The sequence below is a fragment of the Blautia sp. aa_0143 genome, assembly GCF_004167315.1.
GTDB classification, from domain to species: domain Bacteria; phylum Bacillota; class Clostridia; order Lachnospirales; family Lachnospiraceae; genus Blautia_A; species Blautia_A fusiformis.
In genome coordinates this window covers 46,346-59,663 of record NZ_RCXU01000024.1, presented here as the reverse complement: position 1 = coordinate 59,663, position 13,318 = coordinate 46,346, and the positions used below count along the sequence as shown (strand labels likewise).

Below are 13,318 nucleotides of genomic sequence, written 5' to 3'. Positions count from 1 at the left end.
GGATCTACACGAAGAAATGTTCTGCATGGATGGAAGAGCGCTTTCATGTGGGTCATGTGATGCTGACAACATCCTGTACCCATGCACTGGAGATGGCTGCTTTTCTGGCAGATATCCAGCCTGGCGATGAGGTGATCATGCCGTCTTATACTTTTGTATCAACGGCAGATGCCTTTGTGCTTCGCGGTGCAAGAATCGTATTTGTGGATATCCGGCCGGATACCATGAATATTGACGAGAAGCTGATCGAACAGGCGATTACAGATAAGACCCGCGCGATCGTTCCGGTCCATTATGCAGGAGTAGCCTGCGAGATGGACACGATCATGGAGATTGCCGGAAGACATGATCTGAAGGTAGTGGAAGACGCGGCCCAGGGTGTGGATGCCTACTATAAGGGAAAAGCCCTTGGTACCATTGGAGATTTTGGCTGCTACAGCTTCCATGAAACTAAGAACTATACCATGGGAGAGGGAGGTGCGATCCTGTTCAACGGGGATCAGTACCTGGAGAAGGCAGAGATCCTGAGAGAAAAAGGAACGGACCGCAGTAAGTTTTTCCGTGGTCAGGTAGATAAATACCGCTGGATGGATTATGGATCATCCTATCTTCCGAGCGAATTGAATGCGGCATATCTTTATGCCCAGCTGGAGCAGCATAAGAAGATCAGCGATAAGCGGATGCAGATCTATGATTTTTACAATGAGAACCTCAGGTTTCTGGCGGAGGAAGGAAAGATCCAGCAGCCTTATGTACCGGAAGAATGCACACATAATGCACATATGTACTACATTAAGGTACATGATATCCAGGTACGCACAAGGCTTCTGAAATATCTCCGCGAAAAGGATATCTGCAGTGTGTTCCATTATGTACCCCTTCATTCCGCACCGGCAGGAAAAAAATTCGGAAGATTTTCCGGAGAAGATGTTTATACTACAAAAGAAAGCGAGCGTCTTATGCGACTGCCCATGTTCTATAATCTGGATATGGAGGATGCGAAGAGAGTTGTGGATGCGATTGCTTCCTTTGACGGGTTTTGACAGAAGAAGGGGAGAGCTATGAAAAAAACAAAAAAATTACTGGCAGTTTTCGCAGCAGTCAGTGTGGCGTTGATGCTGCCGTTACAGACCATGGCTGCAGTGGATCTGAATGCGAAATATGATATCAGCACCAACCAGATCCAGGGATGGCCGGCAGGACCGGATATTACCTCAGATACCGGTATCCTGATGGATGCAGACACAGGAGTTGTTCTTTATAACAAGGGCGGAGATGAACAGAGATATCCGGCCAGCATTACCAAGATCATGACCTTGCTGGTGGCAGTGGAGAACTCCACCATGGATGAGAAGGTGACCTTTACAGAGACCGGGGTGCGTAATGTTACGGCAGATTCCAGTAATATCGGCACAAAGGTGGGCGAAGTCCTGACTATGGAGGATTGTCTTCATGCTCTGATCATCCAGTCTGCCAATGACGTTGCGGCACAGATCGCAGAGCATATCGGCGGGACAGAGCAGGCATTTATCGATATGATGAACCAGCGCGCCAGTGAGATCGGATGTACCAATACACATTTTGCAAATTCCAGCGGACTTCCGGATGATAATCATTATTCTTCAGCACGGGATATGGCGCTGATCTTCCGAGAAGGCCTGAAAAATGAAACATTCCGTACGGTCGTGGGCACACCGGACTATATCATCCAGCCTACAAATATGAACAGCCAGCAGAGGATCCTGCATACCCATCATCCTATGTTTGCACCGGAAAGCGGATTTTACTATGAAGGCTGCATTGGTGGAAAAACCGGAACTACCGTTGCGGCAGGGCATACACTTGTCACAGGAGTGACCAGAGATAATACCACATATATTGCAGTGACTATGCGTGGAACAGAGCTTTCCAATTCCTGTATGGACAGTACAGCTATGTTCAATTACGCATTTGAGAATTTCACAAAAACAGAAGTAAATGGCGGCTATGTATTCCTTCCAAAAGGGGTGGAGCTGAATTCCCTTACCGAGAAGTCAGAGAATACCAATGGGAAAACAGAAACCGGTTACTATTTCGGAGATTATCTGATCGGTACCGCAAGTGTTGCACAGGCAACTGATACACCGGTACCGGAACCGACCGCTGCAACAGAGGACAGCCAGGAAGCGGACAGTTCCGAAGCGGAAGATTCCACAGAAGCAGCAGAGGAAGATAACAGCAAAACAACAGAGAAGAGTACAGCCGGAGAGAGTACCAGCGAAAAAAAGAGCATTCCTGCCCTGCGTAAGATCCTTCTTATGATCATGGCAGCGATGATCCTGATCCTGATCGCCCTTCTTGCGGCTCTCAGAATAAAAGAAAAGAAACATCACAAATAAATCAAAACAGAAAAGGAGAAAGAAAAAATGGGAAAAATAAAAGTAACACAGTGCGGAGATATTGAAGGACTGAAAGTGATCGAGCCAACTGTATTTGGTGATTCCAGAGGATATTTCATGGAAACATACAATTATAACGATTTCAAGGAAGCAGGCATTGATGTGGAATTCGTTCAGGACAATCAGTCCAGCTCCCGTTATGGTGTTCTCCGCGGACTTCATTTCCAGATCAGCTATCCCCAGGACAAGCTGGTACGTGTGGTAAACGGAGAAGTGTTTGATGTTGCGGTTGACCTTCGTGAAGGCTCCAAGACCTTTGGAAAATGGTATGGTGTAGTCCTTTCCGCAGAAAACAAGAAACAGTTCTTTATTCCTAAGGGATTTGCTCATGGCTTCCTGGTACTTTCCGAGAATGCAGAGTTCACTTACAAGTGCTCTGATTTCTATCATCCAAACGATGAGGGCGGACTGATCTGGAATGACAAGGACATTAACGTTGAGTGGCCGATCCCGGAAGGTATGGAGCTTATTTTCTCCGACAAGGACCAGAAGTGGGGAAGCTTCGAGGAATATAAGAATCGATAAGGAATTGCAGAATGAAGAAAATATTAGCTTTGCCGGCGGAGCTGTACCAGAATCGAAAGCTGGTTTTAAGCCTTGCAAAAAATGATTTCAAAACAAAATATGCAGGATCCTATCTTGGTATTGTCTGGGCATTTATCCAGCCTATCGTAACGATCCTGGTCTACTGGTTTGTATTTTCCGTAGGACTGAAGGCCGGAACGGTATCGGATTACCCTTTTGTACTCTATCTGGTATCCGGTATCGTGCCGTGGTTTTTCTTCCAGGATGCATTAAACGGTGGAACCAATGCCCTGATCGAATACAATTATCTTGTGAAGAAGGTTGTATTCAAGATCAGCATCCTTCCCATCGTAAAGATCATCTCCGCACTTTTCGTGCATGTTTTCTTTGTGGCCTTTGCGCTGATCTTATGTGCATGCTACGGATATACACCAAGCCTTTATACATTGCAGATCATTTATTACTCTGTCTGCACCTTCCTTTTTGTACTGGGACTCGTGTATGCTACAAGTGCGATCGTCATTTTTTTCCGTGATCTGACCCAGATCATCAGTATTTTTCTTCAGGTGGGTGTATGGCTTACACCGATCATGTGGGATATCAATATGCTTTCTTCACATCCATGGCTGATCAAGCTGTTTAAGCTGAATCCGATGTACTATGTAGTTACGGGTTACCGCGATTCCATGCTTGGTCATATCGGGATCTGGAACCATGCTTCATGGACGATCTATTTCTGGGTAGTTACGATCCTGCTTTTCGGACTGGGATCTGTGATATTCAAACGTCTGAAGCCGCATTTTGCAGATGTGCTTTAATTGAATGCGGATGGCGGATATCCGCCTGATCCGGATCTGACAGTTCCCATGGGGGATTTGCTCTGTAAGGATAAAAAGCAGAACGGCGGCAGATTGTGAGAGTGAACGATTTACACAAAAGTGAGGTTGAAAATGGCAGAAGATATTGCGATTTCAGTAAATGATGTCAGTAAGATGTACAAGCTTTACGATAATCCTATGGATCGTCTTAAGGAGTCCCTGGGATTATCCAGAAAAAAGAAATATAAAGAGCATTATGCGCTCAACCATGTATCCTTTCAGGTGCATAAGGGAGAAACAGTGGGAATTATCGGAACAAATGGTTCTGGTAAATCCACGATCCTGAAGATCATCACCGGCGTACTTTCGCCCACGGCCGGGGAAATAGCCGTAAACGGAAGAATCTCAGCGCTTCTGGAGCTGGGAGCCGGATTTAACGGAGAATATTCCGGACTTGAAAATGTATATCTCAACGGAAGCATGATCGGTTTTTCCAGGGAAGAGATCGATGCCAAGCTGCAGTCTATTCTGGATTTTGCAGATATCGGTGATTTTATCTATCAGCCGGTAAAAACATACTCCAGTGGTATGTTCGTGCGTCTGGCTTTTGCGGTAGCTATCAATATCGATCCGGAGATTCTGATCGTTGATGAGGCTCTTTCCGTGGGAGATGTATTTTTCCAGGCAAAATGTTACCGGAAGTTCGAAGAGTTCAAGGAAATGGGGAAGACCATTCTGTTTGTAAGCCATGACCTGAGCAGCATCGGAAAATACTGTGACCGTGTTGTGCTTCTAAACAAAGGTGAGAAGCTTGCAGAGGGTGGTGCCAAGGAGATGGTCAATCTTTACCGTCGTGTGCTGGTCAATCAGTATGACGATGCAGATCTGGAAGAAAACACAGACGATGCAGAAGAGGGACAGGCGACGGAGAACCAGGCAGCCGGAGCAGACGTTTCACTGAAAGCACATACCGGAAGCGGTAAAGCTATGAAGGACAGCCTGAACCTGAATCCCAAGGTCCTGGAATACGGCAGTAAGCTTGGCGAGATCGTGGATTTTGCCATCCGGGATGATACAGGTATGATCACCAATGTGATCGAAAAAGGCAAGGAATTTTCCGTTCAGATGAAAGTGAAGTTCCAGGCAGATGTCAGCGATCCGATCTTTGCATTTACCCTGAAAGATCTGAAAGGCACCGAGATCACAGGAACCAATACCATGTATGAACATACGCCTCTGAAACCGCAGAAGGCAGGCGATGTCCGTGAGATCACCTTCAAACAGGTGATGCCTCTGGAGGCAGGGGAATATATGCTGTGTCTGGGCTGCACCGGATATAAAGACGGCGATTTTACCGTATTTCATCGTCTTTACGATGTGTGTAACCTGACCGTGATCACAGATAAGAAAGCAGTGGGATATTTTGATCTGTTTTCCAAAGTATCTGTGAAATAAGTGGAGGAACGACTATGGCGGAGTTGAATTTAGATTATTATACGGCGAAGGATCATTATTCCGATGGGGATATCGAGGAAACACTTCTGAAAATGGCACAGGAAGGCAAATCTTTTGAAGACTTGCCGGAGGAAGAGGTGAGTTTTCCAATGGTCTACCATTTTTCAGGGCTGCGGGAGAATATCTTAAGCTGGTATCCTCTGAAAAAGGCGGATTCCGTTCTGGAGATCGGAGCCGGATGCGGAGCCATTACCGGAATGCTTTGCCGCAAGGCCGGTCATGTGACTTCCGTGGAGCTTTCCAAACGTCGGGCAGATATCAATTATGCGAGAAACAGGGATAAGGAAAATCTGACGATCATGGTTGGAAACCTGAATGACATGACTTTTCCGGAAAAATTCGACTATGTGGTAGTAAACGGTGTGCTGGAGTATGCCATGAGCTTTACCGAGGGAAAAACTCCTTACGAGACATTTCTTCAGCGTATGGGCGCTTATCTGAAGCCGGAGGGAAGACTTCTGATCGCCATTGAGAACAGACTGGGATTGAAGTACTTTGCCGGAGCACCGGAGGATCACACAGATCTTCACTTTTTCGGAATCAATGGATATCCGGGAAATCAGTCTGTGCGCACCTTTTCCAAGAATGAACTGGGAGAGCTGCTGGAAAACAGCGGCTTTCCTTTTCTGCGCTTTTACTACCCGTATCCGGATTACAAATTTCCGACAGAGATTTTTACAGATGAGAGCCTTTATACCAATTCCTACGGAAGAAGCTATCCTGTATACACAGATAAGACAGCAGATCTTTTTGCAGAAAGTGAAGGCGTAAAGGCCTTCGAAAAAGAGAAGATCCTGGACAGCTTTGTGAATTCTTTTCTTGTGGAGGCAGGACGTACCGAAAACCGGGACCCGGAGGAAATCCTTTATGTGAAGCTGAACCAGGAGCGAAAAGAAAAGTTCCGTCTTCTGACCAGGATCGTCCGGGAGAACGGAGAGGTCCGTGCGGAAAAAGAGGCTATGGTGCCCCAGGCTGAGGAATTTGTGGAAAAACTGGAAAAAACCGGAACAGAGAGTACTGGATCCGATAAATACAAGAATCTTCCCTGCAGGGCAGAAAACGGAAAGATCTCTTATCCGCTCCTTACTGGAAAAACTCTTCACCAGGAAATCGCAGAGCTTGCCTATAAAGAAGATCTTGAAGAGATCAAGGCCCTTCTTAAAAAATTCTATCAGGAATTTTTCGGGGCTCGTCAGGTTGTGGATTACAGGACCGGAGAGTTCCGCGAGGTATTTGGTGATCATCCGGGAAGAGAGGATTACGAATGTGTCTGCCCGGCCAATGTGGACCTGATCTGCAGCAACATCTTTATGGGAGAAAAGGAAAATCAGATCATAGATTATGAGTGGATGTTTGATTTCCCTGTGCCTGTGAATTTTATCATGTGGCGCCTGATCCATGAACTGTATACACATGTTTCTGAGCTGCCGCGGTTATGTCATGAGGATGAGATGATGGCGGAGTTTGACATCAGCTATACAGACTATGAGATATTTATGGATTGGACCATGCATTTCGTCTATGAGTATGTGGGCTGTGGTTCTCTGATCCCGTTTGAACAGAAAAAAGTGCCGGTTTCCGTAACAGAGCTGGTGAACAGAGAAAGAGAAAAGCATCAGATGCACAGCAAGATATACTATGATCTTGGTGAGGGATTCTGTGAAGAGCATACACTTTATGCAGAGGGAAAACTTTCCGGAAACCGTTTCCGGGTAGAGTTTGCGCTTTCCGGTATCAAAGGAATACGAAATCTCCGCTGGAATCCCGCAAACGGTCATTTCCTGAAAGTGAGGATAGAGCGTCTGGATTGTGGATGCAGCGCGGAGCTTGTGCCTCAGGGTGTCCATATGAAAGTGGATAACAGTACCACTGCGTTTTTTACCACCGATGGCTTTTATCTTATCGATGTTACACACCCGGAAAATGTGGACAGGATTGTAATAGAGGGAAAACTTGACTGCCTTGAGCTTCCGGATGTGGAAAAGCTTCTGGCCTTTGAAAAAGAGCGTGAAGTACGAAGAGAACAGGAGCGTATCAGAAAAGAGGCTGAACGTGCCGCAAAGCAAGCTGCAGAGGAAGCAGCACGTGCGCAGGAAGAGGCCCTTCGTCATCCAGGCAAAAAAGCGCAGGTAAAGAGACTGGTCAAAAAGGTTCTTCGCTATCATACAGAGCCGGCGGCAGTGATGGGAGTGGAGACAACTCCTACCTGTATGGGCAGTGTTGATTTCTTCCATTATGAGAATGGCACCTTAAATGCCATTGGCTGGGCCTTTGATCCGACGTTTGCGTCTATGGGACAGCCAAGGATCGCATTTTATCAGGGAACACAGAAGCTTCAGGAGGCTTCCTGTACTACGATCTACCGTACGGATGTGGCTAATGCCATTGGAAATCCGGATGCGGAAAGTGCCGGGTTTTCTTTCCTGGCAACGGTTCTTGCGCCGGCAGAGACTTCTGTTTTCCTGGAATACGGAACCGCAGCGGATACCGGAAGATTCCTTATCGGAAAGATCCCGGGAACCAGGGATCAGAAAGAGCTTCTGGTATACGCGATCGAAGATCCGAAGAGTATCGGAAATCTCCGCCATTTCAAACAGCGTCATGTACGCAGCACGAGAAAGGCATATCCACAGGCAGTCTATCAGCAGAAGGTGGATGTGATCGTGCCGGTTTACAACGGACTGGAGTATTTTGATGCCCTGTTTTCCGGAATTGAAAAAACGAAGGTTCCTTATCGTCTGATCATCGTAAATGACAAGAGTCCGGATCCTGAGGTAGGAAACTATCTGGAAAAATATGCCGCAGAGCATGACAATGTGGTACTTCTGAATAATGAGACCAATATGGGCTTTCTTCCGTCTGTAAACCGTGGATTAAAGATGGCGGAAAATCATGTGGCTCTTGTAAATACAGATGTGGAGGTTCCGGAAGAGTGGCTGGAGCGCCTGATGCTTCCGATCTTTGCAAAGGAAAATATTGCAACTACTACACCGTTTACCACCTGCGGAACCATCTGCAGCTTCCCGGATTTCTGCCGGGATAACAAACTGTTTGAGGGAATGCCGCTGTGGGAGATCGATGATGAATTCCGCATGATCCGTCCGCAGTATCCGGCTATGCCTACCGGTGTGGGCTTCTGCATGGGTATGAACCTGAAAGCGATCCAGGAGGTTGGCCTTCTGGATGAGGAGAATTTCGGAAAAGGCTACGGTGAGGAGAATGACTGGTGCCAGCGTGCCATAGCTGCAGGCTATGAGAACGTGCATGTGGATAACCTGTTTGTATATCACAAGCATGGTGGAAGCTTCCCGTCTGAGGAAAAGCAGAGACTTCTGAAAGAGCACAGTGAGGCGCTGCTCCGCAAGCATCCGGATTACAACAAGGATACTGCGGATTACTGCAGAAGAGACCCGCTTCGTCCGGTAAGACTCTACGTGGAAATGAAGCTTCTCAACAGGAAGCTGGATGTGCCTACCATTGTGGCCTTTGACCATGATCTTGGCGGCGGTGCAACGGCTTATCTTGTGGAGAAAAGACGTCTGGCTCTGCGGGAAGGATACCGTTTTGTGACCATCCGCTATAATATCGTAAGCAATCGTTTTTACTTTACGTATCAGTATAAGCAGTATGAGATGGAATTTTTTGCAAATGATCTGGAAACTGCCCTTGGTGAGCTGATGCGTGTGGATGAGATCTGGATCAACGAGCTTGTGACCTATCAGAATATTTACGGAACCCTGGAACGTATCCTGCGTCTTAAGAGAGAGCAGGGTGCGAAGCTCCTTATGCTTCTTCATGATTTCTTTGCCCTTTGCCCGGCAGTGAATCTGATCGATGCAGAAGGAAAATACTGTGGTGTTCCATCCTGTGAGGTCTGCGATAAATGTATTCCGGATAACCGCAGCAATGCCTGCACAGAATACGGAACCGGAACGCTCTGGCGTACAAAATTCCGGGAATTTCTGTCAAACTGTGATGAGATCCGTGCATTTTCCGATGATACGGCAAGGCTGTTCAAGCGTGCTTATCCGGATGTATACAATCTCCATGTGATCCCGCATGCACCCCATTACCTTCCGGCAGTGAAAAAAAATAAAAAAACCACAGAGACCTTTAACATTGGTCTTATCGGCGTACTCTGCTACAAAAAAGGCCTGGAGGTTGTGAAGGCGCTTGCAGGATATATCGAAGAGAATGAACTGAATATCCGTCTGAGACTGATCGGTACTTCCGACGAAGAGATCGAAAGTCCGGTATTTTCCCAGACAGGAAGATATACAAGAGAGGAGATTCCAAGACTTACCCTGGAGCAGGATATTGATATGTTCCTGATCCCGTCCGTATGGCCGGAGACCTTCTCCTACACAACCTCGGAGATCATTTCCATGGGATTTCCGGTAGCGGTACTTCCGGTAGGTGCACCTGTAGAACGTGTGAAACGCTATGCCAAGGGCCTTGTCCTGAAAGATGAGAAGCCGGAGAATATTGTGGAAGAGATGATTTCTCTGTGGAAAACTCTCGGCGAAAGTGAGCTCCCTGTGGAAAAACGCAGGCTTCTTTTCGTAGGAGAGGAGATTTCCTTTGCTTCCAGATATCGTGTGGAGCATTTCCGGGAGCAGCTGATCCTTAAAGGCTATGCATCGAAGTTTATCCAGATAGACCAGGCAGAGCAGGAAAAGATCGAGGAATATACAGCGATCGTGATGTACCGCTGCAGCAAGCTGATGGAAGCAGAACTGCTTGCCAACCGGGCGAAAGCAGCCGGAATCCCTGTTTACTATGATGTGGATGACCTGGTATTTAATTACGAAAAAATTTCCGGGCTGCATTTCCTGAAGGGAAGCGAGTACAGTGACTTCCGCACAACTACAGACCGTATCCGCGGATGTATGGGATTCTGCGACGGATATTTTACATCTACGGAGACACTGGCAGGAGAGATCCGGGAAGAATTTCCGGAAAAACCGGTGGTGATCAACCGAAACTGTATGAGTATGGAGATGGAGATCCTGTCTCACGAGGCTGTGGAGCAGACAGACAAGGCTAAAGACCGGATCTATATCGGATATTTAAGTGGTTCCAAAACGCATGATCAGGATTTTGCCCAGGTGGAGGCAGCACTTCTGGAGGTGATGGAGCGCCACCCGGAGGTTTACCTGAAGCTGGTGGGTGTATTGGATGAATCCGGAATGGAGCCGGTGCAGAACCGCATCGAGAAGCTTCCGTTTATGGACTGGAGACAGCTGCCTGCCGTGATCGCAGGACTTGATATCAATCTGATGCCACTGGAGAACAGCCTGTTCCACTGGTGCAAATCCGAGAATAAGTGGACAGAGGCTGCCCTTGTAAAGGTTCCGAGTGTCATGAGCCGTAACTGTGAGATGGAATACGTGGTCGAAAACGGAAAAGATGGCTGGATGTGCACCACAAAAGAAGAGTGGGTCAATGCCTTGGAAGCTCTGGTTACTGATGAGAAGGCCAGAAAAGCCATGGGTGAGGCTGCACATCAGAAGGTTATGGAACATTACCTTACAGTAAATACCGGAAAGGATGCAATGGAGGAATTGTTATGCAGCGAGAGCTATACGAAGTAGAAAAGGACAGGTTTGACCTGAAGGACAGTTCTCTGTATCACCTTCAGGGAACCTGGCCGAAGGATCATAAGCCGGAAGCCGTTCTTGACGGGGAAAAGCTTCCGGCAGCCATCAGTGCCCAGGAGCGTGTCAGCGCCCTGGAGCGCTTTAAGGATCTGGATCTGGTAAACGGAGAACGTGTGCAGATGGAAATCTGCCTGCCGGATCTGGAGGGCAAAAAGAAGCTTGTTGTTTATGCGGTAAAGGGTGAAAAACGTGTCCGGTGGTTTTCTGTTCCTGCAGCACAGCTTTACAGGAAACAGGGAAAACCGCAGTACTTTATTGAGAGCATCGAGGTGGAAGCCGGGGAAAAGATCTGCCGTGTCCGTGGCTGGGCAGCCTTTAACAGCCCCCTGACCATACGCCTGGAGGATCGCAGCCGGAAGGAAATCCCCTGCGAGATCACCAGACTGAAACGTGTGGATGTACAGAATCAGTACCAGGAAACAGAGATCGATGAGAAGAGCGGTTTTTTCTTTGAATTCCATTATGACAGTGTGAAGGAATTCTACATTGTATTTGAGGCAGGCAATGTGCGGACGCTTCGTCTGGTACATCTGCAGCCACAGAAGCGCCTTGCGGAGAAAGTTGCGGTATATTTCCGTAAGGGAAGCCGTTACATGAAGCTTCACGGGGCAGCAGCCCTTACCGGAAAGGTATTTGGAAAGGTGCTGGACCGTAAAAACCGTCCGGTGGATTATTCCAAATGGATTGTGAAGCATCTGCCGGACAAGGCAGAGCTTGCAGAAGAAAGAAAAACGAAATTTTCCAGGAATCCAAAATTCAGTATTGTGATCCCGCTTTACAAAACACCGGAAAAATATCTCCAGCAGCTGGTAGATTCCATAGAAGCCCAGACCTACGGGAACTGGGAGCTCTGTCTTTCCGACGGAAGCGGAGTAGATTCTCCTCTTACCGATTATCTGAACAGGCTGGAAAAAAGTGATGACAGGATCCGTGTGATCCGCAACGACCAGGCACTTCAGATCGCAGAGAATACCAATGCGGCCATGAAAGCGGCAACAGGAGATTTTATCGTGTTTGCAGATCATGATGATGAGCTGACGCCGGACGCCTTGTTCCGGTGTGTGAAAGCGCTGAATGAGGATCCGGAGCTTAAGGTTCTGTATTCCGATGAAGATAAGATGTCCATGGACGGGCACAAATTCTTTCAGCCGCATTTCAAACCGGACTTCAATATTGATCTTTTGTGTACAGTAAACTACATCTGTCATCTTTTTGTCGTAAAAAAAGAAATCGTGGATCAGATCGGAATGCTGAAAAAGGAATTTGACGGTGCACAGGATTATGATTTTGTGTTCCGCTGTGTGGAAGCTGCGGGAAGAGAGCAGATCCATCATATCCCCAGGATCCTTTATCACTGGAGATGCCATGAGGATTCCACAGCAGAGAATCCGGAAAGCAAAATGTATGCCTTTGATGCAGGAGCACGTGCCATCAAGGCTCATTATGACAGGATCGGAGTTCCGGTGGAAATCGAAAAGGGTGAATATCTTGGACTTTACCGTACAAAATTCCTCTGGGAGGAAAAACCGCTGATTTCCATTATCATCCCAAACAAGGATCACATCGATGATCTGAAGAGATGTATTGATTCCATCGAAGAAAAGGCAACTTACCGCAATTATGAGTATGTGATCGTGGAGAATAACAGTACGGAGGATGAGACCTTTGCTTACTATAAAGAGCTGGAAGCATCCAATCCGAAAGCCCATGTGGTGTACTGGGATGGTATTTTCAACTATTCTGCCATCAATAATTTCGGAGCTGCTCATGCTAAGGGTGACTATCTGCTTCTTCTCAACAATGATACGGAGATCATCAGTCCGGACTGTCTGGAGCAGCTTTTGGGATACTGTATGAGACCGGATGTGGGAGCTGTAGGAGCGCGGCTCTATTATGAGGATGATACCGTGCAGCATGCAGGAGTAGTCGTTGGCTTCGGCGGTATTGCGGGACACTGCTTTGTGCAGCAGAAGAGAGACGCTACCGGATACTGCCACAGGATCATCTGTGCCCAGGATTACAGCGCTGTAACCGCAGCCTGCATGATGGTGAAGCGTGAGGCCTTTGATAAGGTTCACGGATTAAGTGAGGAATTTCAGGTTGCCTTTAATGACATAGATTTCTGCCTTCGTCTGGGAAAAGCCGGATATCTGGTTGTATACAATCCTTATGCGGAGCTTTATCACTATGAATCCAAATCCAGAGGTCTTGAGGATACACCGGAGAAGGTGGCAAGATTTAACCGCGAGATCGCTTCCTTTGAGAAGCACTGGCCGGAGATCCTCCGTGACGGAGATCCTTACTATAATCCGAACCTTACACTGGAGAGCCAGGATTTCTCTCTGAAGCGGATATAGGAGGT

At 47.3% G+C, this 13,318-nt stretch carries 7 protein-coding genes; all 7 read left to right on the top strand.

Annotated elements, in window-relative coordinates; translation table 11 throughout:
• The coding region (rffA, locus tag EAI83_RS12735) for a dTDP-4-amino-4,6-dideoxygalactose transaminase (protein WP_129975629.1) at nucleotides 1–1,043 on the top strand (1,043 nt) is incomplete at its 5' end.
• An 18-nt stretch (nucleotides 1,044–1,061) separates the two neighbouring features.
• Complete coding sequence (locus EAI83_RS12730) at nucleotides 1,062–2,378, top strand: D-alanyl-D-alanine carboxypeptidase family protein (RefSeq protein WP_129975627.1); 1,317 nt, start codon at nucleotides 1,062–1,064, stop codon at nucleotides 2,376–2,378.
• A gap of 27 nt (nucleotides 2,379–2,405) precedes the next feature.
• Nucleotides 2,406–2,963 (top strand): dTDP-4-dehydrorhamnose 3,5-epimerase, encoded by a 558-nt coding sequence (gene rfbC, locus EAI83_RS12725; protein ID WP_015527414.1) that lies wholly within the window; start codon nucleotides 2,406–2,408, stop codon nucleotides 2,961–2,963.
• 11 nt (nucleotides 2,964–2,974) lie between these two features.
• Complete coding sequence (locus tag EAI83_RS12720) at nucleotides 2,975–3,781, top strand: ABC transporter permease (RefSeq protein ID WP_015527413.1); 807 nt, start codon at nucleotides 2,975–2,977, stop codon at nucleotides 3,779–3,781.
• Between the two features lie 132 nt (nucleotides 3,782–3,913).
• The gene (locus EAI83_RS12715) at nucleotides 3,914–5,236 is read left to right on the top strand and encodes an ABC transporter ATP-binding protein (protein ID WP_118625862.1); all 1,323 of its coding nucleotides are present in this window, start codon (nucleotides 3,914–3,916) and stop codon (nucleotides 5,234–5,236) included.
• Nucleotides 5,237–5,250: 14 nt separating this feature from the next.
• A complete protein-coding gene (locus EAI83_RS12710; RefSeq protein WP_129975625.1) occupies nucleotides 5,251–10,890 on the top strand; it encodes a glycosyltransferase in 5,640 nt (1,879 codons plus the stop codon).
• On the top strand, nucleotides 10,866–13,313 hold the full coding sequence (locus tag EAI83_RS12705) for a glycosyltransferase family 2 protein (protein WP_118368917.1): 2,448 nt from the start codon (nucleotides 10,866–10,868) through the stop codon (nucleotides 13,311–13,313). Before EAI83_RS12710 ends, EAI83_RS12705 begins: the two co-directional genes overlap by 25 nt.
• Nucleotides 13,314–13,318 lie beyond the last annotated feature (5 nt).